This is a genomic window from Bacillus sp. JJ1773 (assembly GCF_036962035.1).
GTDB lineage: Bacteria > Bacillota > Bacilli > Bacillales > Cytobacillaceae > Cytobacillus.
In genome coordinates this window covers 31,978-58,100 of sequence record NZ_JBALNX010000018.1, presented here as the reverse complement: position 1 = coordinate 58,100, position 26,123 = coordinate 31,978, and the positions used below count along the sequence as shown (strand labels likewise).

The window sequence follows — 26,123 nt, the reverse complement described above, 5'->3', positions numbered from 1 at the left end:
GAAAATAGCTGTCACGGTAACCAGCTCACCCTTCTGCTGCCCTTTAGCCAAGGAAAAGAGCTGCCGCGGTAACCAGCTCTCCCTTCTGCTGCCCGTCAGCCAAGGAAAAGGACCGTCACGGTAACCGGCCCGCCATTCTGCTGCCCTTTAGCCAAGGAAAATAGCTGTTACGGTAACAAGACTCTCACTTTGATGACTTGAAAAAGGGACCATGAAAAAATTTAAGTATTCTATGGGGGATGATCATGAATATTGGAAGCGAATATTTGAAGGTTGTTATAGAACGATTTAAAAGTGTAAAAAGCCTTGGAGATAACACGATAAATCAATTATCTGAGGAAGAAATATATTGGACATTGAATAACGAGTCAAATAGTGTTGCCATAATTATAAAGCACATGAGTGGAAATATGGTTTCAAGGTGGACTGACTTTTTAACTTCAGATGGGGAAAAGGAATATAGAAATCGTGATGAAGAATTCATAGATGATATATCTTCAAAATCAGAGCTAACAATGGTTTGGGAAAAAGGTTGGAAAACCCTAATTGATGCATTAACTGGTTTAAGTGAACAAGACTTATTAAAAATTATCTATATTCGTGGAGAAGGTCATTTGGTTTTAGAAGCTATTGAAAGGCAAATGGCTCATTATGCATATCATGTGGGTCAAATCGTTTATATTGCTAAACAAGTTAAAGGTGAAGAATGGGAGAGTCTTAGTATTCCAAAAGGAAAATCGGAAGAATATTTACAACAAATGCTTGAAAAACATCAAGATAAATAGAAAAAATACTTTGGGAATTAGGTGGAACTAAATGGGGAGTACAATTTCATTTATTAGCCCTTTGATTCCCAAAGCTAAAATGAAGTTGCCCTTTTTGGATAACCTCTTCTTTTACATACTGTCACGCTTGATTTCTAATCGGCCAACAAAATCGAATCTTCTTTGCTCCAAATATAATAAATAAATTCATTCTCCTCATTCATATTAACTTCTTCCTCACTTGCCGCTCTATGAATAAATCCGTTCTTTTCCAAAACCTTTTGGGAAGCTGCATTATATGTCGTGGTCATGGCTTTAATGCACTTTACTCCTAGTTCGGGAGCTGCCTCTAGCAGCATTTTGAGCGCATGATTAGCAATGCCTTTCCCTGTGTGTGCCTCTCCAATTCTATAACCAACAGATCCAACACTTTCAACTGGGTCAATATCGACTAAATTGATTCTTCCTAGAATAGAGCCGTTTTCATCTTTAATTAAATAAAAATGAGATACCCCCAGATCTTGTTCTTCTAGCAAGGCTTCATTCTTCAATTTAAAGGTATCATATTCATAGTAATCATCTCCGCGGCTTGGAACCATGGTTTCGAAAAAAGCTCTGTTCTCCGCCTCAAATGTCAATAATCTTTCAAAATCTGCTTCGGTTAATTTTTCAATTAAGATTTTCATCGGCAATCTCCATCAACTAAGGTTTATCCTCCCATTATAAACAAAAGTAACTCATTTATGAATATAAACGCTAGTCCCAACCCGAACTCTGGATGATAGGTCTAGAACATCATGATTGAACATGCGAATACATCCGTGTGAGACATTTTTTCCAATCGAAGCGGGGTTATTTGTACCGTGTATCCCATAATGAGGTGCTGACAATCCCATCCAAAGCACTCCAAATGGTCCGCCGGGATTAGGTTGTTTATTAATAATCTTGTAAGTCCCAGAAGGTGTAGGTGTCAATATTTTTCCAACAGCAATAGGGTATGTCTTTATTAATCTGTTTCCATCAAACAATTTTAATTGATGCTTTGATGTAGAAACATCGATCCATCGCACCATGTAGATCAACTCCGTTTTTTGACTATTGTATGAGGCAGCTTAGGCTTTTGTTAATGACGGTTTGCAGGAGTAAAAAGGAAATAGTTTACAAACACTAAAACCATTAAGCATGAAAATGGTGATGGAATAATGTCCACTTTTTTAAGAACAATATTAAGAAAAGGCTCTTGGAGGAGATAATGTGGCAAATGAAGCAAAACAAGATAATTTATTATCGCTTATCAAGAAGGGAAATAAATCCTCTGCAGTAGCAGCTATAGGTAATACAGTAATAGCAGTGGCCAAAGGAATTGCCTATGTCTTAAGTGGAAATGGGGCTATGTTTGCTTCTACAATGCATTCCTTCGCTGATGCAGTAAATCAAGGGTTTGTTTTTGTCGGCAGTGTACTTTCAGAAAAAAAACCGACACGCAGGTTTCCTGCTGGTTTTGGCAGGGTGATCAATATTTTCTGTATGATCGCCGTTATTGTTGTGACTATAATGGCTTATGAAACAATAAAAGAAGGCTGGCATTTACTTCAACACCCCGTAAGCAAAACAGGTGGATTTTGGCTGAGCGTCATTGTTTTAATCATTAACCTTGCGATAGACGGTGCTATTCTAGTTAAAGCGATGAAAGAGATATTAAAAGAAGCGAGAGTTGAAAATATAAATGGATTTGGGATTGTATCAGGAGCATTGAAAAATGTCGGCAGAGCAGCCCCACCTACCCGCTTAGTTTTTTACGAGGACATTGTTGCGTGTTTAGGTGCATTATTAGCTCTTATTGCTATCGTTGTTACCTCTTTAACAAACTTTAATGCATTAGATGGAATAGCCACTATTCTGATCGGTGTACTGATGGTCGGAGTTGCTTTTAGGGTAGGATTTGATAATATGGTCGGTCTCATAGGAGTAGCCGCCCCACAGGAAATTGTGGAAAGAGTTCAAAATGCTATCTTTAGTGATAAGGAAGTTGCTGATATAAGAAAACTTCGAATTTTACAAGAGGGAAGGTACTATCATGTCGAGGGACTCATCGAATTAAGAAAAGGCCTCTCCCTCTCAATTGCTGATGATATAAAGTTCAGGGTACAGGATAAGATCATGGATGATCCAGATATTACCGATGTGACCCTCGGAATTATTGAGGATGACGATATAAAAAGTTGGTCCACTGATAATTTGAAGGGACTGACATGACCAAGTATATTCTTTATTAACACTGCAGGTGCTTAAAGTTTCAATAATAAAAAGGCTGTCGAATCATTTCCGACAGCCCTATTTGTTTGGTCAAAAAAAATCCAGCTATTTTCTCCAGCAGGTCTACTCAAAAATAAAGCGGGCTAATGATTTCTTGTGATCTTCTAAGCTCAATGTCATATGGAGTTCCATTGGTTGCAACTTTTCTCCTTATTAAAAAGAATATTTGAATATATCTTTTGACAGTTTATTGATGAACAGCATAAACTAATATGTAAATAATCAAATGCTCATTTGAATGAGGTGGATGAATGAGTCAAAAAAATATAACTGCACATGACTCCTGTGAAACATTTTGCTTTGATGAAGAAAAGGTCAATCGGATCCAACAGAGAGTGGACGAAGTGAATGGAGTAGAATTATTATTTAAAGCCTTGTCTGATGCCACCCGAATTAAAATTGCCTATGCGCTAACAATAGAGAAAGAATTATGTGTTTGTGACGTAGCAAATATTATTGGATCTTCAACGGCTACAGCTAGCCATCATTTACGATTATTGCGTGATTTGGGGTTAGCGAAGCATCGAAAGGAAGGAAAGCTTGTTTTTTATTCCTTAGCGGATGATCATGTACATCAATTAGTATCGATCGCATTAATTCATTCTAAAGAGGGTGTAAGCAATGGGGGAAGCGCTGGAGAACAATAAAGAAATATACAGGTTACAAGGACTTTCCTGCGCCAATTGTGCAGCAAAATTTGAAAAAAACATTCGTGAAATTGATACGGTGAATGATGTTCAATTAAATTTCGGTGCATCCAAATTAACAATCATCGGGGAAGCAACGATTGAACAGCTAGAGGAAGCCGGCGCATTCGATGGAATTAAGGTACTTCCTGAGAACCAAAGAGGAAAAGAAGAAAAGGTGTCATTTTGGAAGAAGGTCGAAAATAAAAATACGATGGCTTCACTCTCCTTCCTAATATTAGGATATGCGTCAATGTATACATTGGGAGAGAGCCACATAGCTACAATCTTCACTTTTGCTTTATCGATTATACTTGGCGGGTTTGATCTTTTTAAGGTCGGGTTAAAAAACCTTACAAAGCTGCAATTTGATATAAAAACTCTGATGACAATCGCGATCATTGGTGCGGCCATTATTGGAGAGTGGAGTGAAGGGGCAGTTGTGGTTTTCTTATTCGCCTTGAGCGAGGCTTTAGAAAGCTACTCCATGGATAAAGCACGAGAATCGATTCGCTCTTTAATGGATATTGCTCCAAAAACCGCTTTAGTGAGGCGCGGAAATCAAGAAATGGAATTAGATGTTGTAGATATCGAATTAGGCGATATTTTAATCATTAAGCCCGGGGAAAAGCTGGCAATGGATGGGGAAGTCGTAAAAGGGCAATCTTCTATCAATCAAGCAGCCATCACGGGCGAATCCATCCCTGTTTTAAAAATTCCTGGTGATGAAGTATTTGCCGGCACATTAAATGAAGAAGGTTCATTAGAAGTAAAAGTCACGAAACGGGTGGAAGATACAACGATTGCGAAAATTATCCACTTAGTGGAAGAGGCGCAGGCAGAGCGCGCTCCTTCGCAAGCATTTATTGATAAATTTGCGAAATACTATACTCCCGCCATTATGATTATCGCTTTTTTAATCGCGATTGTTCCTCCATTACTCATGGCTGGAGATTGGTCCGAATGGATTTACCGAGGCCTTGCTGTATTAGTTGTCGGCTGCCCGTGTGCTTTAGTTATTTCTACTCCAGTTGCAATTGTCACAGCCATTGGGAACGCAGCGAAAAAAGGTGTATTAATTAAAGGCGGCATTCACTTAGAAGAAGCGGGACGTTTAAAAGTAATTGCCTTTGATAAAACCGGCACATTAACAAAAGGAACACCAGAAGTGACTGATATGAAAGCATTAGAAGGACATTGCGTAAAAGATTTATTGGGAATCGCCATGGCTATTGAGAAATTTTCACAGCATCCTTTAGCATCCGCGATCATTCGAAAAGCTGAAGAAAATGGGGTTTCCCCAAATGATTTTACTGCTGAAGATTTCCAATCCATTACGGGTAAAGGGGCAAAAGCTCGAGTTCAGGATGTTGTCTATTATATTGGAAGTCCTAAGCTTTTTGCCGAGATGAATCATCTTCCAGCTGCCGTTGAAAATGAAGTAAAAGCGTTGCAAATTCATGGAAAAACAGTCATGTTAGTGGGTACAAAAGAAGAGCTTATTGGACTAATAGCTGTTGCCGATCAGGTGAGGGACAGCAGCGCTGAAGTCATTCGAAAATTGTATAATATCGGCATACAAAAAACAATTATGCTGACGGGGGATAATCAAGCAACAGGTCATGCAATAGCTAGGCAAGTTGGGGTAAATGATGTAAAAGCCGATCTATTGCCTCAAGATAAATTAGAAACGATTAAATCTTTAAAAGAACAATACGGGAAAGTGGCTATGGTCGGAGATGGAGTCAATGATGCACCAGCCTTAGCAACAGCCACGATTGGGATCGCCATGGGCGGGGCAGGGACCGATACAGCAATCGAAACTGCTGATATTGCTTTAATGGCCGATGATTTAAATAAACTGCCATACACTATCCAGCTAAGCCGCAGAGCCTTAAGGATTATTAAGGAAAATATTTCGTTCGCCCTAGGACTCAAATTATTAGCGTTAATTTTAATAGTTCCAGGCTGGTTGACGTTATGGATGGCGATCTTTGCGGACATGGGGGCGACACTCATTGTCGTGTTAAATTCATTGCGGTTATTGAGGGTAAAGGAGTAACCGTGAAATTGAATTAATGAAAGGGGCTATCCAATTGGATAGCCTCTATTCATGTTCAATTTTTTATGAAAGTGTGATTCTTTTACCGAAAAAACCAAAAGCGCAGCTACGCGGTTAATGAAAGTGTTGTTCATTTACCCAAATAATCAAAAGAATACTCGTAAGGTTAATAATATGACTATTCGTTTATCCAAGGTACATTTTCAACATAAACCTATTGGGTCAAATTCTTATCATCGGCGCTATACCTTATTTCAAATCCTCAATCGAATTAATCTCAACATAATCTGGGACAACTAATCCAAGTTTTGTCCCTTTTAGGTTCGGACCAAGGTCAACAATATCCTTCTTATACGTATTGTAATATTCGAGATGAGTTGTTGGCAGCCAGGCAGCGACCATGGCGTCGGCACTGCCGTTTGCGATACCTGCAAACATCGGGCCGACTTCAACCTGACTTAGCGTTACATCGTAGCCATTCATCTCTAGCGCCTTCGCAATGACATTTGTGCTCGCTATTTCAGTATCCCACGCTACATAAACAAGTTTGATTTTTTCCCTATTCCCTGCTTGGGCACCGTTTGTCCACTTGGCTACTTTGTCTGGATTGGCAGCAATCCATTTTTCAGCAGCATCGGCTGGATCTGCGCCTTTTTCAATTTCGACCATCACGTTTTCCATATCACTCGTTTCCCAAAAGAATTGATCGAGGATTTTATAAGCACCAGGGGCATCTTGTTCAAGACCTTTTCTAACGATTGTATTAATATTTTCAGCTTTGCCAAAGGCACCTTTTGGATCTTCGAGATACTTTAAATCAAATGATGAGAACATCCAATGTGGAGACCATCCCGTGACAATGATGGGTTCCTTCTTATCAATGGCTTTCTTTAATACGGCAACCATTGCGGCTGATGAGCCTTCAACTAGCTGCCATTTTTCTAATCCGTACTCCTCTAACATATGGTGGGACGTTGCCATTATTCCAGCTCCAGGCTCAATCCCGATAATTTTATAATTGGTTTGAGCCCCGATTCCACTCGCATTTTCATCTTCAGCAGTACTTTTTGTAAACGATAATACGAGTGCAGTTCCTACTAGTAGGATCGCTAAAATGGATAAAATCACCTTTTTGCTAATAATATTTTCATACGCCGGCTTGCGAAGGTTTTGCGAGATCCGGTCGAGAATAATGGCAATAATCACGATGGATAATCCGGCTTCAAAGCCTTGTCCCACATTTATTTGGCTTACCGCTCGATAAACGTCCGCTCCAAGTCCCGGCGCTCCAACTAATGAAGCCGTCACAACCATGGATAGGGCAAGCATGATACTCTGGTTTACTCCCGCCATAATCGTTGGAGTGGCTAAGGGTAATTGGACTTTGAACAATTTTTGGCTAGGTGTAGAACCGAAAGCATCTGAAGCTTCAATTAAATCTTCTGGCACTTCCTGTATCCCAAGATTGGTCATACGGATGGTCGGAGCAATCGCAAAAATAAAGGAAGCAATAATTCCCGGCACAACTCCAATTCCGAAAAATAAAATAGATGGAATTAAATAAACAAAAGCCGGCATTGTTTGCATGAAGTCTAAAATGGGCGTAATAATGCTTTGTGCTGTTTTACTCCGAGCACACCAAATGCCTAGTGGTATCCCAATGACAATTGTGAGCAAGCCTGACAAAACAACGATGGCCAGTGTTTGAATACTTGAATCCCAATATCCAAGATTATTAATCAACAGTAAGCTAATCAGCGTAAAAATTCCTAATGGCCATCTGCTCGTATAAGTAACTAAAAGGGCTAAAATGATAATTAATACGATAGGAGGACCTGCACTTAATACATCCACTAAAATATTTAAAAGCCCCTCGACCGCACTTGTTATGAATGAAAATAATCCAGCAAATGTGACGGTTATCCAATTAACGAGCGTATCGATCCATTGTCCTAATGGGATTTTTGGCATGCTCAATCACTCTCCAAATCGTTCAAAGAATCTTTATTCCCTGCAAGAGCACCAATTACGGCACCACGAATAACGATTCCTTTCAATCTTCTTTCTTCATCAATAACCGCTAATGGCAGACTGGATGTTGCTATATCATCCATAAAATCGGCAAGCAATGCATCTTCTGTAACGGTAGGAAGGTCGGTTGCCATCGCTTCGGAAATGGATTGGTTTTGGTCGATTGCCTGGCGAGCTTGTTCAGCCATTAACACACCCAATAACTTATTTTTTCGATCAACGACAAATATGCTGGAATATCCTTGCTTTCGCATAATTTCCAGAGCCACCCTCGGACCGCGGTCTGGACTAATTTTTTCTGGCCGTTTCATTACATGGGATGCCGTTAATACTTTCGATAAATCGACATCCTCCACGAATTTCTCAACAAATTCATTGGCTGGATTCATCATTATTTGTTCAGGGGTTCCTAATTGAATGACACTGCCGTCTTTCATTAAAGCAATTCTGTCCCCAATTCGGAGTGCTTCATCTAAGTCATGCGTGATAAAAATAATCGTTTTCTTGTACAGTTCCTGGATTTCGAGTAATTCATCCTGCATGTCTTTACGAATGAGTGGATCTAAGGCACTGAACGCCTCATCCATTAATAATATTTTCGTATCGCTTGCGAGAGCCCGCGCAAGCCCGACCCTTTGCTGCATTCCGCCGCTTAGTTGGGATGGGAGCTGGTCTTCGTAGCCTTTTAAACCAACGACCTCTAGAGCTTTCATTGCTTTTTCTCGGCGTTCTTCTGGGGGAACATTCTTAATTTCGAGCCCAAATTCCGTGTTTTCTAAAATGGTTTTATGCGGAAATAAAGCAAACTTTTGAAAGACCATACTAATCTTCTTTTGTCTAACTTCTCGGAGTCTTGCGGCATTCATCTTTACGATATCTTCATTTTCAATCAGAATTTCCCCGATTGTAGGGTCAATTAGCCTATTAAACATACGGATTAAGGTTGATTTCCCGCTTCCAGATAACCCCATGATGACAAATATTTCACCGGGAAAGATTTCGAAATGGACCTTATTCACACCAACTGTTTGCCCAGTTGCTTTCAAAATTTCCTTTTTCGTTTTTCCTTGCTTTAATAAATCAATGGCAGCTTTAGGCGATTTGCCAAAAATCTTCGAAACATTTTTAACTTCTACAATAGGCTTCAATCTAAACACCTCATTTTCCAAGTTGCCAAACATCATATGTAGTTTTACCGATTAATTAACTTAATATGTTGGTTTTGTGCAGGGGCATTGGCGGCTGAAGCTCTGTAGGCGGGAAATTTTTGGAGTGAATTTATTTTTAGTGGGAGTTTGTCCCAAACATTCATTTCCTTTTCGAATATTATTTTAATAAAAGGCTGGTGAGCTAAATAATGTATTTAGTTGGCTTCTATTCGCCAAAAGCAAAATCAGGTGTAACGGAATTGTCTTTATCGATTTATCAGTGGCTTAAAATGAATACGCCTTTATCTGCAGCATTTATTTCCTATGGGGCTTTAGAAAAAGAAGAGAATTCCAATGGGTTTATCCACGAATTCTCCAAATTATTATTAACAGAGCAAAAGCGAAAAGTGAAAAGGATGAAGAAGGAATACGATATTATTATTTACGATGCTTCTAGTCAACTTTCCGAAGGGGTTTTAAAGCTATTGCCTATTGTGGATCGATTATTTGTTGTTGGTGAAGAGCATACAAACTTTGCAGTTAAACTGCATCAAATCATTCAATTTAATAAAATTTTTGATAAGAGCGTAAAGAGTTTTATTACACATTTACAAGGGAATAAAACTTTTATTATCCGTGAAAATAAGGTTGATCGTGTAATTGGATTTAATTATACAAAAGAAGAAGCAAATGAAATTGGTCAAATGGTATATACAGATTATGTTACCCATTATTTAGAGGGGAAATTTATTGAAAAAAATGAAAAAGTCTATAATAAAATTAAACAAATTCCGAAAGAAGAATTGTACAGAGGCTTGTACGAACTTGGTATTGATTTTGAAAAAGCACTGCTCTTTCATAAATTTATTATGATGCGTGAAGCTTTAGGGCAAAATTACAATGAAGCACTTGAAAATCTATTTCCATTATTAATAAATTCCTCTTTCCAAGAACTTCTAGAAAAATTTGAAAGTGAATTTTATTTCATAACAAAATTTAAAATTTAATAAGCATCCATTTATCATTCCTCTAAAAACTCTTCTTTTTTGCCGCGTTTAGCACCGTCATCCTGTAATATAACTGGATTATCTTTGATGAAATCATTGATATTCCTTGAATTGGTTCCAGATAATCTTTTGCCTCATGTCCCTTTTAGGAAAGTCATAATTAGTAGCGTAAATAGAAGATCCCTCACTTTTGTGGGGGATTTATTTCGTTTTATTTTTCCCCTAATTACAAAAGCTATGGGAAGGTTGAAAGAAAATAACAAATGGAGGAATGGACAAATGACGAATTACGATTTAATTATTAAAAATGGGCAAATCGTGACTGCGGATTCGATTATTAAAGGAGATATTGCCATTAAAGATGGAAAAATCATAGAGGTTTCGGCGGGCAAAACGTTTGAGGGGACAGCAGATAAAGAAATAAATGCAGAAGGACTTCATATTCTCCCTGGGCTAATTGATACACATGTCCATTTTAATGAACCTGGAAGAACGGAATGGGAAGGACTGGAGACAGGAAGCAGAAGCTTAGCTGCCGGCGGGGTGACAACCTTTTTTGATATGCCATTGAATAGCACTCCACCAACCATTAATAAAGAAAACTTTGAGATAAAAAGTTCCCTTGCCGCTGAAAAGTCCGTTGTTAATCCGCGTTTTTGGGGCGGGCTAGTCCCAGAAAATATAGAGGATTTAAGAGGTTTACATGAAAATGGCGTGATCGGCTTTAAGGCATTCATGTCCCCAAGCGGGATTGATGATTTTAATAATGTGGATGATGAATCAATATATAAGGGAATGAAGGAGATTGCCTCTCTTGGCTCGCTTTTAGCCGTTCATGCGGAAAGTACGGTAATGTGCGATCAGCTTGCGAAAGAAAAAATAAGTAAAGGGAAAGTATCGGCAAGAGATTTTGTGGAATCCCGTCCGATTATTTCTGAAGTAGAAGCAGTAAGAAGAGTCCTTTCTTATGCAGAGCTAACGGGATGTAAGCTGCATATTGTTCATGCCAGCAGCCGCAGAGTTGTGAAGCTTATTAATGAAGCAAAGGAAAGCGGCTTAGATGTCACAGTGGAAACATGTCCACATTATTTATCGCTGACAGTAAAAGATTTAGAAGAAAAAGGTGTATTAGCGAAGTGTGCTCCGCCATTAAGAGATGAGGATGAGGTAGAAAATCTCTGGGCTGCTGTTGCAATTGGTGAAATTGATGTCATCGGTTCCGACCATTCACCAGCACCAGCATCCATGAAGGAAAGTACAGGCAATATTTTTGAAGGATGGGGCGGTATCTCAGGAGCGCAATCTACGTTAAATATTTTGTTAACCGAAGGGCATTTTAAAAGAAAACTTCCTTTAGAAAAAATAGTTGAGTTAACTTCAACAAATCCCGCGAAAGTATTCGGACTTTCAAATAAAGGAACGATTGCCGCCGATTACGATGCTGATTTGACACTTGTGAATTTAGACGAAAGTTTTGAACTGAAGAAGGAAGATTTATTCTATCGTCATCAGCATTCACCATACGTTGGCATGACCTTTAAAGGAAAAGTCACAACAACGATTGTCGGTGGGAAAGTAGTATTTGAAAATGGGGAAGTGATGGAGAAATAAAAGAAAATAACCCCGTCCCCTTATTGGAACGGGGTTATTTATTTTATCTTAGCCCTTCATTTATTTTATGGGAGGAGTAAGCCATAATGTTTAATTTAACAATAGTAAATAGATATTGCGATTACCCCTTGTAATTCGATTTTGGGTAAACTATAATATCAATTAACCAGTGGTCAATTAAAGGAGGATCTATGTCACCCCGTAAATCATCTTCTCAAGAACTTACTCAAGAAATGATTCTAAATGTAGCAAGAACTCAATTTATTGAAAAAGACTATCATCAAGTATCCATGAGAAGTATTGCTAAACAACTTGATTGCAGTCACGGAGCTCTTTATTATTATTTTAAAAATAAAGCTGAATTATTTTATGCCATTATAGAAGAATATTTTATGAATTTGAACAGGCTTATCGAAGAAATTGTTGAGGCTCCTGAAGATTCTCATATTAAACTCCAAAAAATTCTGATCGGCTTTATTGAATTTGGCTTAAATCATCAAAGTCAGTATGAAATGATGTTTATGATAAGAAATACGGAGGTAAATGCTTTATCTCAAGAAGCTGCGAATCTTAGCTATGGAAAATTTGCTCAGGCCGTTCAATCTTTAGCTACGAATAAGTTATTAATTAGTGATATTTACTCTTCGTTTATAGCTCTTCACGGCTTTGTTTCTCATTATCGGGGTCATGTTAGTGGATTTGAGGAAGCGAAAGAAGCTGCTCATTTACATGTCAAATTTATTTTTAAAGCTCTAAATCAACAGAACTGATTTAGAGTAAATTTTTTAACTTTGTTGACCGGTGGTTAATAAAAGGAGGAAGATGAGAATGAAAAAAGCATTAGTGGCAGGTGCATCGGGTGGTATGGGATATGCATTAGTTTGTGAATTAGTTTCTAGAGGTATTGATGTCGTTGCCTTTTCCAGAGGAAAAGAAAAGCTTGAACGACTTTACAAAGGCCAGTCAAATGTAATCATCTTTTCAGGGGACGCATTAAATCAAGATGATTTGATGGAAGCAGCAGATGGAGTAGATGTCATTTTTCATTCTGTAAGTTTTCCTTATCAAGAATGGGTTGAGAAGCACCTCAAATGTATTGATATTATGTTAGAAGTGGCAAAAATAAAAGGAGCAAAAATGGCTTTTGTCGACAATATATATGCTTATGGTAGGCAAATTAATCAATTGGTGACAGAAGATGCAAAAAAAGAACCTCATACTAAAAAAGGAAAACTCAGACTACAAATGGAAAACAGGTTAAAAGAAAGCGGTGTGCCAACCTTAATTGTCCATATGCCTGATTTATACGGACCCAATGCTGAAAACACCATTCTTCACGAAACCCTCAAGAACGCAGTACTAAATAAAAAAGCCAATTTTGTTGGGAGTACGAAAGCAGCTAGGGAATTCCTTTTTACTAAAGATGGTGCAATAGCAATGGTTGAATTGGCACTCCGCCAAGGAGCATATAATCAAAATTGGAACATTCCATCTACACATCCTATTACAGGTGATGAGTTAATGGCGATTATACAAGAAATAACGGGATACGAGAAAAAAGTCAGAACTGTATCGAAAAGCATGATCCGTTTCTTAGGAATTTTTTCACCCTTTATGAAGGAAATGGTGGAAATGATGTATTTGACGGAAAATCCAGTCTTGCTTAGTGGAGAAAAGTATCAAAAAGAGATAAATTTATGGCCGAGTACTTCATATAGACAAGGAATTCAAGAAACAATTTCTTGGATGAAGGAAAATTAAAGAGATGTATTAGTTTAATATGGTAAAATAGTGGAAAAACAGTCCTGGGAGAGAGCATATATGCATATCCGTAAACTAAATATAAATGAAAAACCACCGATCGATTTATTGCTATTGGCTGATCCTTCTTTGAAATTAGTTGAGGAATATACACAAAGAGGAGAATGCTTTGTGGCTGAAATGGATGATCAAATTGTTGGGGTGTATGTACTTCTTCCGACAAGACCTGAAACGGTGGAGCTGGTGAATATTGCAGTAATCGAAACCCGCCATGGCCGCGGTATCGGGAAACAACTTATCATGCATGCAATAAAGACAGCTAAATTATCTGGATACAAAACAATGGAAGTGGGTACTGGAAATTCCAGTATTGGACAATTAGCTCTCTATCAAAAATGTGGTTTTAGAATGACCGGTATTGATCTAGACTTTTTTACTAGGAATTATCCAGAAGAAATTATTGAGAACGGAATACTTTGCAGGGATATGGTTCGGTTATCTCAGAATTTGTAGATGAAATAGAAAAACTTATAGAACCAAACTAGAATTAGCTGCCATATGTGGTGGCTATTTATTTTTTAAAATAATAAACAATGGCAATTAATTTAAAACGGATTTTTTGTCGGAGACATCTAGTTCGAAAGTAAGGTCTTTTTTCATAAAATAAAATGAAAATATGGAGCTGGAGGTTGGGCATGATTACAGCAAATCTTAACTCATTGAAGCTTTTAGAAGGATGGTTTGAAAATGATCCAACGACAAGACAAAGGGCGGCATTTCCACTTTATAAAAGTACAGGAACAAAAAATCTTTCCGTTGTTTACTTTGAAATTAAACCTGGAGACAGTCTTGGTACTCATACCGATAGTGCGGAAGAAATCATTCTCGTTTTAGAGGGAAAAGCGGAAGCCACTGTTGAACATGAAAAAGGGGAAATAACGAAAGGTGAGATGGCTCTTATTCCTCACATGGTTCCCCATAATATTCGAAACATTGGTTCAGAAACATTAAAAGTGGTCGGCTTTTTTTCGAGTCCCAATGTGGTTTCTACATTTGTTGAGCCTCTAATGCCCATAAACCAGAGCACGGTTGGCACGCCGCCTATTGAAAGCGATAGCCCAATGACATGGAATGAAATCTTTAGTAGAATAATGGGTTAATTGAGTAAGATGGGCTGTTCAGATTAGCTAAAATTCTGAACGGCTCTTTTATTATTCCAAAAGAAAGTAAGAAACCAAACATCGGGAAGAATCATTGAATCCAGAAAAAAGAGATTGGTGAATTAACAGGATTTGAAAAAACTTATAAAATATGTTTTTCCAAATCCTTTGGCAATAGGGCAAACTGCTTCTTTAGCAAGCCCCTAGGTGAGGACGTAGTAGCCAAACAGTCACCTAAAGGCTTGTACAGAAGGTAGCTAACATTTCATAAATAGAAATGAATAAATTTTGATATAAAATGAAAAGGGGTTATTGAAATTTTTCACGCAACCTCATAAAACTATAAATTAATGCAGCATCTCTGCCCATATTATTACGAGAGTTGATTTTGGGCCGCAGACAATTTAGAAATAGCTGGTCGCAGCATCTTGTTCGGCCATATCTCCAATAACATTCGTCATGTAACTTACAACACGCATCTACTTCATTAATTGGTGACCCTGGCCCGGAACAACCAGGCCCACAATACCTATATCCGGGTATACAAAACCCAAAAGGTGACCGTCTATAGCTCATTAATCCTCCTCCTTCCCTGACAAGCACTGAGATACAATAGAGTATGTATTTTCAGCATTAAACGGAAAGGCTTTTAAACTGTTATATGTGAATGCAGCTGGAAAAGAGGAGTTTTTCGAGAGAGCAGACAGTGCTATATGGATTTTCCAGAGATACACGAAGACTTGGCATAAACTGTATAGTGGAAAATACATTAAATAAATCAAAAAACCTCCCATCACTGGGAGGTCTAAATTTATTAAGAAGAGTATCTATTTTTTATTGAAAAATACCGGAGCAGAATCCACGTTTTTTAACCACAAATGTTCTATTCCATTCATTCCATCTTTAACCCATACATCCCCTTGGTGACCCTTTTCAGTCTTGCGATACCATGTAATTGCTGACCCAACGACTTGCGGTGCATGATCCAATTCATCTTTCTTTGGAAAAGTAATCTGCTTTTGTTCACCTGATTTTAAATTAATGACATATAGGGCTGTAAACATTGTTGGAACGGGTCCCTCTTTCCATTCCTTATTTTCTTTTGCTCGGGCAACGATGACTTGATCTGGAGAGAACCATTCGATATCAAGGTCTACGAATCCTTTCGGGGTATATCCCCTTTGTTTGGTCATGACAGGAATGTCGGCAATGGTTGTATGTTTGTTTTCAACGAGAAATCTTCCTTCCCCGGAAATGAAGGCTAGCTGATTGTTTGAGGGGGCCCATTTGATCCAGTTTTCATACCAGAGCATCTTGCCAATCACTTGAAAGTGATCCCCTTTAGATGAAAGGACGCATAAAGTATTGCTGTCATTGGACAATGACGCAGTTGGCATGGCTAGAAAGCTAACCCAATTCCCATCAGCACTCCACTTAAAGTATACAGCGTCGATGGCAAATAATTGATCATTTGTCTGAATGGTATAAAAAGGCTTTATTTTATTTACGTTTAGATTAGCATCAGCTGACACTTTAAAAAGATGAATAGGTTCCCATCCAGTAGGAAGCAAATTAGATTGTGACGAAACGATAAACTCTTTTCCATTGGGAAACCAAGCAAAATCACTTACACCTAGAGACACATTCTCAAATCCTTGTGGCCGTCCATTTTTTGTTTTTGTCACATTTAAGAGCCCTCTTGAATTGTAAGCTAGTTGATTTGATACAGGCGACCATTTAAAATTTCCCGTTTCAATCGTTTCATATGGTTGGTAGATTTCCTTTTTTTTGAATCATACATATACAAATATGTTTTTTCTTGTTGCTCATCACCATCCAAAAAGGCTATAAACCGCCCATCCATGGACCATTGTGGATTGACTATATAGCGACCTGTTGTCAGTTGGATTTCTTTATCGTCCTCCTTTACCCATAGCTGATGATCTCGTATAAATGCAGCCTTAAGCTGAACTTCGGCAAAAGCATCCACTGTAAAATGATAACTAATGAATAGAATTATTAAAAAAATCCTCATTGCCATTAATATCCCTCCTTGTCATAGGATGTCCTACCAAGGGAAAACAATGGCCATAATACTGAAAGGAAAAATGCTCCTCATCCAAAAGTCGTAGATCTTTCTCGAACGATTTGCGTAAACCCCTTTCCTCCAACCTTCCGATGTGACTAGTGCTTTCTTTTTCTAAAATAAAAGTAAGAAAACGAAAGAAAGCGAGAGATTCAGATGAACAATAAAATGGTTGTTATGATTACAGGGGCATCGAAAGGTCTTGGAAGAGCACTGACATTGGCATTTGCTAAACAAGGAGTACGGCTTGCGATTTGTGCGAGAGGGGAAGGGATGCTGCGCAAGGTTGAGCAAGAAGCGAGAGAGCTTGGGGCTGAGATCATTGCAGTGGAGGCGGATGTTACGAATGTAAGGGATGTAAATCGGTTCGTCTCAATTGTAGAAGAAGCTTTCGAACGGGTAGATATTTTAATAAATAATGCATCCGTATTTGGACCGGGTCCTACGCTGCTGGCCGATTATCCGGATCATGACTTTGCGGAAGTGATACGGATGAATGTGGTTAATCCTTTTCTTGTAACGAAGCGTGTATTGCCAGGCATGCTAATTAGAAATAACGGAAGAATTCTGAATGTCACATCAGAAGCGGGAAAAACAGGATTTGCTGAATGGGGTGCTTATGGGATTTCAAAGTTCGCGGTGGAAGGATTAACCCAAACTTGGGCTGATGAGTTAGAGGATACAGGTGTGAGTATGGGGATGGTTGACCCTGGAGAAATGGATACAGAGATGCACGCAATTGCCGTTCCTGATTGTGATTATGAGCTTGGTAACCCTCATGATGTCGCAAAGGCATTTGTTTATCTCTCATTAAATGAATCAGTAGAAGTGAACGGCAAGAGATTTGAGGCACAATCAATTTTAGAGAAATAAAGGGGGCCGCTCCTATGATGCTAGCTGCACGTCCATTCCAAGTCCATGAAGATTTAAATGCGAATACGCCGGCTGAATACAGAGGAATACCGCGGGATCATGTCCGTTTAATGGCGCTCGATTCAAAAACGGGAGACAGCTTCCATAATCACTTTTACGAGCTAGGGTCTTACTTGCAAGAAGGAGATTTGCTTGTCTTAAATAATAGCCGTACACTTCCAGCTGTGTTAAAAGGGAAAAGGGGAACGCAACATATTGAAATTCGTTTATCACGGAAAATATCTGAATTCGAGTGGGAGGCACTTGTAACAGAAGGGATATTGAAGGTAGGTGAAAAGATTGATTTACCAGGAGATCTAGCAGCGACCATTACTGGGCAGGGAAATGAAGCCCCGTTAATTATTCTCGCATTTTCAAAGAGTGGAATCGCACTATACGATACAATCTATCAATTTGGAGAGCCGCTTCACTATGAATATATTGAAACACCTTGGCAGTTAGAAATGTATCAAACCGTTTATGCCTCCGTTCCGGGCTCTGTGGAAATGCCTTCTGCTGGGAGGGCTTTTACTTGGAAGCTGCTTAATAATCTGAAGCAAAAGGGTGTAAATATTGCTTATTTGCAGCTTCATACGGGTTTAAGCTATTACGGAAAGGACCGCTGGCCAAACCCAAGCAAACATCTTGAAGCATTTAATGTGCCAAATGAAACGGCTGATCTGGTAAACACAACGAAAAAAAATAATGGGCGCGTCATAGCTGTAGGTACAACTGTCGTTCGGGCACTAGAAACATCTGTCAATAAAGCTGGAAATGTTGAAGCACAGGCAGGGCTAACGAATTTATATATTCAAAAAGGATTCCCGCTAAAAGCTGTAGATGGCCTCATAACCGGTTTTCATGAACCCGAAGCTAGTCATTTGGACCTTCTCACTGCATTTATTCAAGAGCCACTTCTGATGAAGGCTTACAATGAAGCACTAGCAGACGGATACCTTTGGCATGAGTTTGGCGATATGAATTTGATTTTGCCGATGGAAAAACAGTAATGAAGTGGCATCATGCAGGTATTCAAGTTCGGAATTTAGAAGAAGCCATTGAATTCTATGAAAGTGTTTTCGAATTTAAGATCGAACAATATCTTACTTTGCCCGGTGAGAAAATAGCCTTTCTTAAAAGAGAGGAAATAAGGATCGAACTAATAGAGTCAGAGGAAAAACCATCACCTTTAAGTTCTATTCATTTATCGTGGCAGGTGGAGGATGTAGAGGAATGGATTTGGAAGCTCAGTGTAAAGGGACTTAATTTGGCTGAAGGGCCTTACAAGCTGAAAAATGGCTGGGATATTGTCTTTTACGAGGGTCTTAATGATGAAGTAATAGAATTAATTCAAGTTGGTGAAGGGGATAAATAAAAGCATTCAGGGACATCCTTGAATGCTTTTTCCACCTCTTTATTCAACGTGTACCTTTTGGACACGTCCAACCTGTCCATCCGTTAGCCTAACTTTAATACCGTGGGGGTGAGTGCTCGATTTTGTGAGTAGATCCTTTACGATGCCTCTTGTCAGCTTTCCTGTTCTTTGATCAGCTTTAAGGACGATATCGACAGTCTTTCCAGGCAATACATCTTTCCGATTTTTTCCGTCCATTAGACACCCATTTTTCTGCGGGTATTGCTTGGTTTCTTTGATTGCTGGCTCTTCAGCTTTTTCGTTGATAAATCTCCATTTGTTGCACCTTTGCCGGAAGCGTTAGCCTGATTTTTTTTCTTTTCAAGCTGTTGTTTCATTGCTTCCTGCAGGCTGATTTTCTTTTTAGGTGCTTCGGATTGATGATTTTCAGACATAGAAAGGTTCCTCCTTTTTAAATATGTAGTTAGTCAAGTATAATCCATTTTTAGTTGTTTGTGAAAGCAAAAATAAGACAATTACACTTTAATTAAAGTTCGAATTTTATCATTTAAAATTTATTCTGCATCTGTAGGTGAAATGATCTGATCTTCAAATAAATCAATAAAGAGAATACTGCTGGAGGAAATCACAGCATACTGGATATCTTTCACCTGTAAGTTCCTCCGTTTAATTTCTCGATCAAGCCACTCACTTGAGTAATTATTGTTTAAGTTTTTTCCAATCACCTTTCCATCCATAATAAGCTCTATTGGAAGGTTCGCAGTTTGATTCGTCATGCCTGGGTACAAATCTTTTTTGATTAAATTTTGAAATTTTGTTTTTTTCATAACAGATAATTTGCCGCTTATCTCTAAAATAGCAAATTCAACCTCAGATAGATCAAATATTGCCTTTTCCCTAAGCTGCTGATTTAAATCATCTAAAGAATATTTTGCTTTTTTCATATTGCCATCAAGAATTTTCCCATTCTCAATAATGACAGTTGGCTGTCCTGACAGCCACTTTCTTAAACGTCTATTTCTAGATGAAATAAAAGAAACAAGAAAGTATATGGAGATAAGTGAAAGAAAGGCGGACACCATAGGGATAAATTTTAAGTTTGTGTCGAATCCTATGTTGGCAATAAAGGAACCGATGGTGATTGATAGAGCGAAATTATAATGATTAATATGAGAATTTATATATTTTCCAATCCATAAAGATACAAACAATAGGATAATGAAAGAAGCACATGTTCGAAAAATAGCATGTATGATGACATCCAATTTTTTCATCCTTTATTATAAAGTATTCCTTAATTAATTTTAGCCAAATAAAGACTGTATCATAACATGGAAAATTACCTGTATTGGTTCCAAAAAAATCATAGGCATGCGCCAATTGGACCTAAGAAACCGAAGATATTATCGAATTACAGATAGCGGCCGAGCTAAATATCAAGAACTGCTCAGGGATTGGACAGATTATAAAATTAAAATTGATACGGTTTTACTAGGGGGATTAAAAAGTGAATAAAGAGTCGTATTTAAGGGAACTGCAGCGCAAACTTAGAAAATTGCCGGATGAAGAAGTGAATGCAGCCTTAGATTATTACAGTGAATATTTTGATGAAGCGGAGTAGAAAATACTCAATATGTAATTGGAAAATTAGTTTCGCCTGCCCAGGTAGCCGGAGCTTATTCAAGTTCTTCTAATTTAATGTTCCATATTCAATTACTGGTACTGCTTTTCCTGAGATAGCTGTTTCGGCTCTATCATTTTTTAATTGAATGTATTCCGTTACTATGAGGCAAAGAATTAATATGACCCCAATGCCAAGGTTGCCCAAAGTTCTTTTTCCAGTGACGGGCTGAATAAGCAATGTTCCGATTGAGATTTTAATAATGGGTTGAGGAATGGTCATTTGAGAAATCAATCTTCTTCCACCCAATTTTAAAATAAGAGTACCAAGTAAAAAATTATAAGTGTTTGCCAAATCAAATTGAAATCCATATCTTTTCTCCTTATTAGAATCTATATGTATTTTCTGTTTGAATTTACCTTTTATACATAAAATTGAGTACATTTAAAATTCGCGGAGATACTGAGGGCAAACGGGAAAGTGTCTAATAGAAAGAATAGTAGTTTAGGCTTTCTATATATATTAATATATGAATGAAAATATGGTAAGATACAAGAGGAAAACTTGGTCATGTGTTTCCGCAATTATAGGTTTATTTTTAGAAAGCAGGATGTAAATGGGTCTATTTATTTTGAAGCGGCTTGCTGAATCATTCATAGTTTTACTCATTGGAAGCATGCTTTGCTTTATATTTATTCGGTTTCTGCCAGGAGATCCAGCAGCTGCACTTTATGGGGAACAGCTCCAAAAAATGAGTGAGGCGGACAGACTTCGCATCACTGAAAACCTTGGACTTCATGATCCGCTCCCGGTCCAATATGGAAAGTGGCTTTCCCAAATATTACAAGGCGAATGGGGGCAGTCCTTCATTTCGGGGGAAGATGTGACCTTATTGGTGATCCAAGCGCTGCAGCCTACATTTATTCTTATGATGTCATCCCATTTGATTATTTTTCTGCTTGCTGGCGTGTTTGGTGTCGTATCCGGATTGTTTCGACGATCTTTTTTTGATCAAGTGATTACATGGGTAAGTTTACTATTTATGTCCATACCGCCTTTTTGGTTCGCACTTATGCTAATGCTTTTTTTCTCCGTTTATTTAGGCGTACTGCCGACTTCCGGAATGGGGGAAGGAGGATGGGGCGAACAACTTCGATATTTACTTATGCCTTCATTAGTCCTCGCTTTATCACATGCCGGTTATTATATCAGGCTCCTTCGAAATCATATAAACATAACGAAAGATAATGGATTTATATTTGCTTTAAAAGCTCGGGGGATTGAGGAACGTAGAATTTTGTTGAATCATTTGCTGCCAAATGCTTCAATCCCCTTTCTATCCTATACAGGAATGTCACTTGCTGTAGCGCTTGCAGGTTCTGTAGTCATAGAAACTATTTTTTCGTGGCCAGGACTTGGCAGACTATCTTTAAAGGCTGCCCTAGCACATGATTACCCTGTATTATTAGCCGTCATTTTATTAAGTATGGTTTTTGTCATTGCGATAAACCTGTTAGTTGATCTCCTTTGTGCATGGATGGATCCGCGCCTGCGTTCTCAGCTGCTTGAGGAGGGAAAGAAATGAGAATGAAACGTCAGTGGAAGCTAATTATAGCAACTTCCTCTTTTTTGCTTCTTATTTTTTCTGTCGGGATGGCATCTTTTCTTACACCTTATGACCCGCTGTCTATCAGGATGGATCAGGTTCTTCAGCCCCCTGGATCAAGACATTTATTTGGAACAGATGAACTTGGACGGGATGTTCTAACACGTCTTTTGTATGGAGGGCGTGTTTCTCTCTTAGTCGGTGCCGCCGCTATGACAGTTTCAATCGTCATAGGGGTTAGTTATGGAGCGATAAGCGGTTTTGCTGGTGGTATCATGGACCGGATCATGATGCGGATTGTGGATGCTGCTCTAAGCTTCCCTTCACTGCTGCTCATGATTATCCTGCAGCTCCTATTGCCTAAAGGATTGATGCCTATCATTCTAGTGATTAGCCTGACAAGCTGGATGACTATTGCCCGTCTAGTCCGAACAGAAATAATGACGATGAAGAATGAGATCTTTATTCAAGCTTCAACCGTGATCGGCGCTACACCTTTGCAATTATTGCACCGGCATATGCTGCCGCAATGCTGGCCGACTATCGCTGTCCTTGCCGTCAGCGGAATTAGCCATGCCGTACTTGCTGAAGCAACACTTAGCTTTCTTGGAATTGGTATCCCTCCACATGAACCATCATGGGGAAATATGCTGATGGGTGCACAAAGTTATTTACTGGGAGGTGCTTGGTGGATGGCTTTATTTCCAGGAATTTGTATAACCTTTACCGTTCTTTTCATTACATTTATAGGAGATGAGTTGCAAGATCGCTTAACCGGTCCACAGTTCAGAAATGGAGGAAAATATGACTGATTATCTTCTTGAAGCAGAAAACCTTACTCTCTCTCTTCCTGACATAGATTTAGTGGCAAATGCTTCTTTTCGCATCCGGAAAGGAACGATCACCGCACTCATTGGAGAGAGTGGCTCTGGTAAAAGCTTAACTGCTAGGGCAGTTATTGACTTGCTGCCTCAGGAAGTAACAGTTACTTCAGGTTCTGTGACATTTTCAGGGGAAAATGTGCAAACGATGAGTGGTAAACGGAAACGGGAATATCGCGGCAAAAGTCTAGGTTTTGTATTTCAAGATACATGGCAAACCTTCGATCCGATTAGAACGATTGGATCCCATTTTATGGAGCTCTTCAAGGCCCACACTTCCCTGAAGAAAAGGGAGGCAAAAGAAGAAGCGATAAAACTTTTGCGACTAGTGAAAATGAAGGACCCTGTGCATGTTTTCCGTTCATACCCACACGAATTATCGGGCGGCATGAGACAGCGTGTGCAAATGGCTATAGCTATTGCATTGAATCCAACACTGTTAATAGCTGATGAACCAACGACTGCCCTTGACATGAAAATTCAGTTTGAAATTCTATCACTTATACGTCAATGGCAGGAGGAATCAGGCGGAACGGTTCTATTTATTACACATGACTTAGGTGTGGTGGCCGAAATGGCCGATGATGTGATTGTGATGAGCAATGGACAAGTCATTGAACAGGCATCAGCTGAAGAATTATTTGCAAATCCTAAGTCGGATCAAGCCAAAGAACTGCTGGAAAATTATCGGTTACTATCGGATCCATCCATGGTTTATCCTATCAAAAAAGAAAAACCAATAATGGGAGTAGATAATGTCTCTAAAACATTTCACAAGAAAAAGTGGTTTCGATCAGATAAATTCGAGGCTGTCCGAGATGTGACATTGCAAATTCATGCTGGAGAAATAGTTGGATTAATCGGCGAAAGCGGAGGAGGAAAAAGCACTCTTGCCCGCCTTATGCTAAGCCTTGAGGCATGCAGCAAGGGAACGGTTTCGTGGTATGGCCAAAAAGAGCTGCGAAGAGGTGTTCAATGGGTGCATCAGGATCCTATAGCCTCTTTTGACCCGCGCTGGACAGTAGAGAAAATTGTTGGCGAAGGATTTGACTACTGGAAAAAAGGCGAAGGAAATAAAAAAGAAGAAGTAGCAGCTGTTTTACAGAAAGTAGAGCTTCCTTCATTTGCGATGTCATTATATCCTTATGAACTTTCTGGGGGGATGAGGCAGCGTGTTGCACTTGCTAGGGCACTGTTAGTAGAACCAGAGCTCATTGTGTTGGACGAACCATTTGCCAATCTCGATATGAGCTCACAAGCAAGAATGATTTCACTAATCCAGTCATTGAATGAACTTGAAGAAATGGCTATTTTTTTTATATCACATGATATCCGCGCAGCGATGGCGCTTTGTCAGCGTATTTTTGTTATGAATGAAGGAAGGATTGTTGAAGAATTGCCTTCAGACAAGCTTTGCCAATCTAAGAACGAATATACACAAGCGCTTTTGTCTTATATGCCGATACTCAATCCTTCTAAAAGAGGGTTGGAAAGAAATGAGAGGGAAGAGGTTCATGTATAAAAAACTAATTTTAGCGATCGTTTCTATTTTTAGTCTTATTGTTTTAACGAGCTGCAGCGGAGGCAATCCAGAACAAGCTCAATCATCCAAAAAGAAGCAGCTCGTTTATGGTACGGAAACAGAAATTGAAAAAGTGAATCCTGTTCTAGATGAAAGTCAGGAAATTGATGCCCTTCTTTTTCGCGGCTTAACAAAGCCAGATGAGAATAATAACGTAAAACCTGATTTAGCGGAGAGTTGGGAGATTTCTCAGGACAATCTAATCTATACGTTTAAACTCCGTGAAGACGCTAAATGGCAGGATGGAGAACCGGTAACTGCTGAGGATGTTGCCTTTACATTTAATAAAATTAAAGACCCGTCAACAAATACACCTATTTCAGGTGAATTTAATGAAATTAAGTCAGTTGAAGCTATAGGAGATTTTGAAGTAAAAATGACTCTTCATCGTCCTTTTCCGCCTCTTTTGGATAAGCTGAAAATCGGCATCGTGCCGGCGCATATTTTACGTAATGAGAATTTAAATGAAACTGATTTTAATCAACACCCGATTGGCAATGGCCCATTCAAGCTAAAGGAGTGGAAAAACGATCATACGATTGTGCTAGAACGGAATGATGATTATTACGGACAGGCGCCGAAGCTAGATGAAGTGGTTTTCAAAGCTGTTCCGGATGCCAATACACGCGCATTACAGTTGAAAACGGGAGAAATCGATTTAGCTTTATTGGAGCCGAATCAGCTGGCAGGCGTTAAAGAAACAGATCCTTATGCAGTGCATGAAGTATCGACAGCGGATTATCGTGCCGTGATGTATAATATGCGTTTGCCGTTATTTCAAGATAAGCGTGTCCGCCAGGCGATGAATCTTGCGGTAAATCGGGAAGAATTAGTCAAAGGGGTACTAGCTGGGAAGGGAGAGCCTGCATGGGGACCTTTGCAGAAATCTTGGGCAGGAGTTCCGCAAAAAGAATGGTATTCGTACAATATAGAAAAAGCGAAGCAGCTTCTAGCTGAAGCCGGCTGGGTAAAAGGATCAGATGGGGTCTTAACAAAAGACGGAAAACGATTTGAATTTGAACTCGTTTCCCCGATTCAAGATAAAATTCGTGTCGCACTTGCGAATGTCGTTTCTGAACAGTTAAAGCCGCTTGGCATAATGGCGGTACCGAAACCTGTTGACAGGAATGCGGTAAAATATGATGGAGAAGAGGCATTAATTATTGGCTGGGGAAGTGAGTTTGATCCAGATGATCACACATTCCGTCTTTTCCATAGCAGTGAAATTGGCGATGGGCAATATAATTTTGGAGCCTATCAAAACGAAAAAGTTGATGAACTTCTAATGGAGGCTCGTACAGCAACGAATATCGATGAAAGAGAAGCCTACTATAAAAGTTTCCAGGAGGAGCTGGCAATCGATCCTCCTTATAATTTTCTAGTTTATCTGGAAGCACTATACGGAGTTAATAAAGACGTAACTGGCATTAGCACCCGCACGTTAGGACATCACGGGTTCGGTGTATTATGGAATATTGAAGAGTGGGATAAAAAATAAAAAGTGAAGGGACGGT

The 26,123-nt window shown here is 39.0% G+C and carries 28 protein-coding genes and 1 pseudogene; 19 read left to right on the top strand and 10 right to left on the bottom strand.

Annotated elements, in window-relative coordinates; all coding sequences use genetic code 11:
• The first annotated feature begins 245 nt into the window (after positions 1–245).
• Complete coding sequence (locus V7127_RS04140) at positions 246–785, top strand: DUF1572 domain-containing protein (RefSeq protein WP_335483822.1); 540 nt, start codon at positions 246–248, stop codon at positions 783–785.
• Positions 786–919: 134 nt separating this feature from the next.
• On the opposite strand, the gene V7127_RS04135 is transcribed toward V7127_RS04140, so the two are convergent.
• Positions 920–1,450 (bottom strand): GNAT family N-acetyltransferase, encoded by a 531-nt coding sequence (locus V7127_RS04135; protein WP_335483820.1) that lies wholly within the window; start codon positions 1,448–1,450, stop codon positions 920–922.
• 51 nt (positions 1,451–1,501) lie between these two features.
• Positions 1,502–1,837: a L,D-transpeptidase gene (locus V7127_RS04130; protein ID WP_335483817.1), complete on the bottom strand. Its 336-nt coding sequence runs from the start codon at positions 1,835–1,837 to the stop codon at positions 1,502–1,504.
• 181 nt (positions 1,838–2,018) lie between these two features.
• On the opposite strand from V7127_RS04130, the gene V7127_RS04125 reads away from it, so the two are divergent.
• From V7127_RS04125 to V7127_RS04115, 3 genes are all read left to right on the top strand, one after another.
• Positions 2,019–3,020 (top strand): cation diffusion facilitator family transporter, encoded by a 1,002-nt coding sequence (locus V7127_RS04125; RefSeq protein WP_335483814.1) that lies wholly within the window; start codon positions 2,019–2,021, stop codon positions 3,018–3,020.
• A gap of 311 nt (positions 3,021–3,331) precedes the next feature.
• Positions 3,332–3,727, top strand: a complete 396-nt coding sequence (locus V7127_RS04120; RefSeq protein WP_335483811.1) for an ArsR/SmtB family transcription factor — start codon at positions 3,332–3,334, stop codon at positions 3,725–3,727.
• Complete coding sequence (locus V7127_RS04115; protein WP_335483808.1) at positions 3,702–5,828, top strand: heavy metal translocating P-type ATPase; 2,127 nt, start codon at positions 3,702–3,704, stop codon at positions 5,826–5,828. Before V7127_RS04120 ends, V7127_RS04115 begins: the two co-directional genes overlap by 26 nt.
• A gap of 249 nt (positions 5,829–6,077) precedes the next feature.
• Here the strand turns inward: V7127_RS04115 and V7127_RS04110 are convergent, their stop codons facing one another.
• Entirely contained in the window at positions 6,078–7,799 is a 1,722-nt protein-coding gene (locus V7127_RS04110) for a glycine betaine ABC transporter substrate-binding protein (protein WP_335483805.1), read from the bottom strand.
• A gap of 2 nt (positions 7,800–7,801) precedes the next feature.
• Complete coding sequence (locus V7127_RS04105) at positions 7,802–9,007, bottom strand: quaternary amine ABC transporter ATP-binding protein (protein ID WP_335483802.1); 1,206 nt, start codon at positions 9,005–9,007, stop codon at positions 7,802–7,804.
• Positions 9,008–9,216: 209 nt separating this feature from the next.
• Between V7127_RS04105 and V7127_RS04100 the strand changes: the two genes are divergently transcribed.
• The 6 genes from V7127_RS04100 to V7127_RS04075 all read left to right on the top strand — a co-directional run bounded on the left by V7127_RS04100 (position 9,217) and on the right by V7127_RS04075 (position 14,546).
• Positions 9,217–10,014, top strand: a complete 798-nt coding sequence (locus V7127_RS04100; RefSeq protein WP_335483800.1) for a hypothetical protein — start codon at positions 9,217–9,219, stop codon at positions 10,012–10,014.
• A 279-nt stretch (positions 10,015–10,293) separates the two neighbouring features.
• The gene (locus V7127_RS04095; RefSeq protein WP_335483798.1) at positions 10,294–11,625 is read left to right on the top strand and encodes an allantoinase; all 1,332 of its coding nucleotides are present in this window, start codon (positions 10,294–10,296) and stop codon (positions 11,623–11,625) included.
• Between the two features lie 191 nt (positions 11,626–11,816).
• A complete protein-coding gene (locus V7127_RS04090; protein WP_335483795.1) occupies positions 11,817–12,395 on the top strand; it encodes a TetR/AcrR family transcriptional regulator in 579 nt (192 codons plus the stop codon).
• Positions 12,396–12,453: 58 nt separating this feature from the next.
• Positions 12,454–13,386 (top strand): SDR family NAD(P)-dependent oxidoreductase, encoded by a 933-nt coding sequence (locus V7127_RS04085; RefSeq protein ID WP_335483792.1) that lies wholly within the window; start codon positions 12,454–12,456, stop codon positions 13,384–13,386.
• A gap of 60 nt (positions 13,387–13,446) precedes the next feature.
• Positions 13,447–13,899 carry a GNAT family N-acetyltransferase gene (locus V7127_RS04080; RefSeq protein ID WP_335344606.1) on the top strand — a complete coding sequence of 151 codons (453 nt, stop codon included), beginning with the start codon at positions 13,447–13,449 and terminating at the stop codon, positions 13,897–13,899.
• A 182-nt stretch (positions 13,900–14,081) separates the two neighbouring features.
• Positions 14,082–14,546 carry a cupin domain-containing protein gene (locus V7127_RS04075; RefSeq protein ID WP_335353816.1) on the top strand — a complete coding sequence of 155 codons (465 nt, stop codon included), beginning with the start codon at positions 14,082–14,084 and terminating at the stop codon, positions 14,544–14,546.
• Positions 14,547–14,855: 309 nt separating this feature from the next.
• Here V7127_RS04075 and V7127_RS04070 read toward each other — a convergent pair whose 3' ends face one another.
• A complete protein-coding gene (locus V7127_RS04070) occupies positions 14,856–15,122 on the bottom strand; it encodes a Parvovirus coat protein VP1-like protein (protein ID WP_335483789.1) in 267 nt (88 codons plus the stop codon).
• A gap of 251 nt (positions 15,123–15,373) precedes the next feature.
• Positions 15,374–16,587 (bottom strand): annotated as a pseudogene (locus V7127_RS04065) (translocation protein TolB).
• Between the two features lie 201 nt (positions 16,588–16,788).
• On the opposite strand from V7127_RS04065, the gene V7127_RS04060 reads away from it, so the two are divergent.
• From V7127_RS04060 to V7127_RS04050, 3 genes are read left to right on the top strand one after another with little or no spacing between them, the layout of a single operon-like run.
• Entirely contained in the window at positions 16,789–17,505 is a 717-nt protein-coding gene (locus tag V7127_RS04060; RefSeq protein WP_335483786.1) for an SDR family NAD(P)-dependent oxidoreductase, read from the top strand.
• A gap of 14 nt (positions 17,506–17,519) precedes the next feature.
• Positions 17,520–18,554, top strand: coding sequence for an S-adenosylmethionine:tRNA ribosyltransferase-isomerase (locus V7127_RS04055; RefSeq protein WP_335483783.1), 1,035 nt, complete (start codon positions 17,520–17,522; stop codon positions 18,552–18,554).
• A complete protein-coding gene (locus V7127_RS04050; protein ID WP_335483780.1) occupies positions 18,554–18,919 on the top strand; it encodes a VOC family protein in 366 nt (121 codons plus the stop codon). The genes V7127_RS04055 and V7127_RS04050 overlap by 1 nt, the downstream gene beginning before the upstream one ends.
• Positions 18,920–18,958: 39 nt before the next feature.
• Here the strand turns inward: V7127_RS04050 and V7127_RS04045 are convergent, their stop codons facing one another.
• The 3 genes from V7127_RS04045 to V7127_RS04035 all read right to left on the bottom strand — a co-directional run bounded on the left by V7127_RS04045 (position 18,959) and on the right by V7127_RS04035 (position 20,193).
• Entirely contained in the window at positions 18,959–19,156 is a 198-nt protein-coding gene (locus V7127_RS04045) for a YwbE family protein (RefSeq protein ID WP_335353820.1), read from the bottom strand.
• Complete coding sequence (locus tag V7127_RS04040) at positions 19,156–19,353, bottom strand: hypothetical protein (RefSeq protein ID WP_335353821.1); 198 nt, start codon at positions 19,351–19,353, stop codon at positions 19,156–19,158. Before V7127_RS04040 ends, V7127_RS04045 begins: the two co-directional genes overlap by 1 nt.
• A gap of 120 nt (positions 19,354–19,473) precedes the next feature.
• Entirely contained in the window at positions 19,474–20,193 is a 720-nt protein-coding gene (locus V7127_RS04035; protein WP_335483777.1) for a DUF421 domain-containing protein, read from the bottom strand.
• Positions 20,194–20,290: 97 nt separating this feature from the next.
• On the opposite strand from V7127_RS04035, the gene V7127_RS04030 reads away from it, so the two are divergent.
• Complete coding sequence (locus V7127_RS04030) at positions 20,291–20,434, top strand: hypothetical protein (protein ID WP_335483774.1); 144 nt, start codon at positions 20,291–20,293, stop codon at positions 20,432–20,434.
• Positions 20,427–20,540: an HAAS signaling domain-containing protein gene (locus V7127_RS25845; protein WP_438823966.1), complete on the top strand. Its 114-nt coding sequence runs from the start codon at positions 20,427–20,429 to the stop codon at positions 20,538–20,540. The genes V7127_RS04030 and V7127_RS25845 overlap by 8 nt, the downstream gene beginning before the upstream one ends.
• 69 nt (positions 20,541–20,609) lie before the next feature.
• Here V7127_RS25845 and V7127_RS04025 read toward each other — a convergent pair whose 3' ends face one another.
• Entirely contained in the window at positions 20,610–20,834 is a 225-nt protein-coding gene (locus tag V7127_RS04025; protein ID WP_335483771.1) for a hypothetical protein, read from the bottom strand.
• 322 nt (positions 20,835–21,156) lie between these two features.
• On the opposite strand from V7127_RS04025, the gene V7127_RS04020 reads away from it, so the two are divergent.
• From V7127_RS04020 to V7127_RS04005, 4 genes are read left to right on the top strand one after another with little or no spacing between them, the layout of a single operon-like run.
• A complete protein-coding gene (locus V7127_RS04020; protein ID WP_335483767.1) occupies positions 21,157–22,125 on the top strand; it encodes an ABC transporter permease in 969 nt (322 codons plus the stop codon).
• Positions 22,122–22,958 (top strand): ABC transporter permease, encoded by an 837-nt coding sequence (locus V7127_RS04015; RefSeq protein ID WP_335483764.1) that lies wholly within the window; start codon positions 22,122–22,124, stop codon positions 22,956–22,958. The genes V7127_RS04020 and V7127_RS04015 overlap by 4 nt, the downstream gene beginning before the upstream one ends.
• A complete protein-coding gene (locus tag V7127_RS04010) occupies positions 22,951–24,549 on the top strand; it encodes an ABC transporter ATP-binding protein (RefSeq protein ID WP_335483761.1) in 1,599 nt (532 codons plus the stop codon). Before V7127_RS04015 ends, V7127_RS04010 begins: the two co-directional genes overlap by 8 nt.
• On the top strand, positions 24,542–26,107 hold the full coding sequence (locus V7127_RS04005) for an ABC transporter substrate-binding protein (RefSeq protein WP_335483758.1): 1,566 nt from the start codon (positions 24,542–24,544) through the stop codon (positions 26,105–26,107). Before V7127_RS04010 ends, V7127_RS04005 begins: the two co-directional genes overlap by 8 nt.
• The last annotated feature ends 16 nt before the right edge of the window (positions 26,108–26,123 follow it).

Excerpts from the sequence above, each read along its gene's own strand:
- V7127_RS04020 (WP_335483767.1), top strand. The coding sequence starts at position 21,157 with ATGGGTCTATTTATTTTGAAGCGGCTTGCTGAATCATTCATAGTTTTA.
- V7127_RS04035 (WP_335483777.1), bottom strand. The coding sequence starts at position 20,193 with ATGAAAAAATTGGATGTCATCATACATGCTATTTTTCGAACATGTGCT.
- V7127_RS04080 (WP_335344606.1), top strand. The coding sequence starts at position 13,447 with ATGCATATCCGTAAACTAAATATAAATGAAAAACCACCGATCGATTTA.
- V7127_RS04075 (WP_335353816.1), top strand. The coding sequence starts at position 14,082 with ATGATTACAGCAAATCTTAACTCATTGAAGCTTTTAGAAGGATGGTTT.
- V7127_RS04140 (WP_335483822.1), top strand. The coding sequence starts at position 246 with ATGAATATTGGAAGCGAATATTTGAAGGTTGTTATAGAACGATTTAAA.
- V7127_RS04095 (WP_335483798.1), top strand. The coding sequence starts at position 10,294 with ATGACGAATTACGATTTAATTATTAAAAATGGGCAAATCGTGACTGCG.
- V7127_RS04015 (WP_335483764.1), top strand. The coding sequence starts at position 22,122 with ATGAGAATGAAACGTCAGTGGAAGCTAATTATAGCAACTTCCTCTTTT.
- V7127_RS04030 (WP_335483774.1), top strand. The coding sequence starts at position 20,291 with ATGCGCCAATTGGACCTAAGAAACCGAAGATATTATCGAATTACAGAT.
- V7127_RS04010 (WP_335483761.1), top strand. The coding sequence starts at position 22,951 with ATGACTGATTATCTTCTTGAAGCAGAAAACCTTACTCTCTCTCTTCCT.
- V7127_RS04110 (WP_335483805.1), bottom strand. The coding sequence starts at position 7,799 with ATGCCAAAAATCCCATTAGGACAATGGATCGATACGCTCGTTAATTGG.
- V7127_RS04050 (WP_335483780.1), top strand. The coding sequence starts at position 18,554 with ATGAAGTGGCATCATGCAGGTATTCAAGTTCGGAATTTAGAAGAAGCC.
- V7127_RS04040 (WP_335353821.1), bottom strand. The coding sequence starts at position 19,353 with ATGTCTGAAAATCATCAATCCGAAGCACCTAAAAAGAAAATCAGCCTG.
- V7127_RS04055 (WP_335483783.1), top strand. The coding sequence starts at position 17,520 with ATGATGCTAGCTGCACGTCCATTCCAAGTCCATGAAGATTTAAATGCG.
- V7127_RS04090 (WP_335483795.1), top strand. The coding sequence starts at position 11,817 with ATGTCACCCCGTAAATCATCTTCTCAAGAACTTACTCAAGAAATGATT.
- V7127_RS04100 (WP_335483800.1), top strand. The coding sequence starts at position 9,217 with ATGTATTTAGTTGGCTTCTATTCGCCAAAAGCAAAATCAGGTGTAACG.
- V7127_RS04130 (WP_335483817.1), bottom strand. The coding sequence starts at position 1,837 with ATGGTGCGATGGATCGATGTTTCTACATCAAAGCATCAATTAAAATTG.
- V7127_RS04120 (WP_335483811.1), top strand. The coding sequence starts at position 3,332 with ATGAGTCAAAAAAATATAACTGCACATGACTCCTGTGAAACATTTTGC.
- V7127_RS04070 (WP_335483789.1), bottom strand. The coding sequence starts at position 15,122 with ATGAGCTATAGACGGTCACCTTTTGGGTTTTGTATACCCGGATATAGG.
- V7127_RS04135 (WP_335483820.1), bottom strand. The coding sequence starts at position 1,450 with ATGAAAATCTTAATTGAAAAATTAACCGAAGCAGATTTTGAAAGATTA.
- V7127_RS04085 (WP_335483792.1), top strand. The coding sequence starts at position 12,454 with ATGAAAAAAGCATTAGTGGCAGGTGCATCGGGTGGTATGGGATATGCA.
- V7127_RS04060 (WP_335483786.1), top strand. The coding sequence starts at position 16,789 with ATGAACAATAAAATGGTTGTTATGATTACAGGGGCATCGAAAGGTCTT.
- V7127_RS04005 (WP_335483758.1), top strand. The coding sequence starts at position 24,542 with ATGTATAAAAAACTAATTTTAGCGATCGTTTCTATTTTTAGTCTTATT.
- V7127_RS04045 (WP_335353820.1), bottom strand. The coding sequence starts at position 19,156 with ATGGACGGAAAAAATCGGAAAGATGTATTGCCTGGAAAGACTGTCGAT.
- V7127_RS04115 (WP_335483808.1), top strand. The coding sequence starts at position 3,702 with ATGGGGGAAGCGCTGGAGAACAATAAAGAAATATACAGGTTACAAGGA.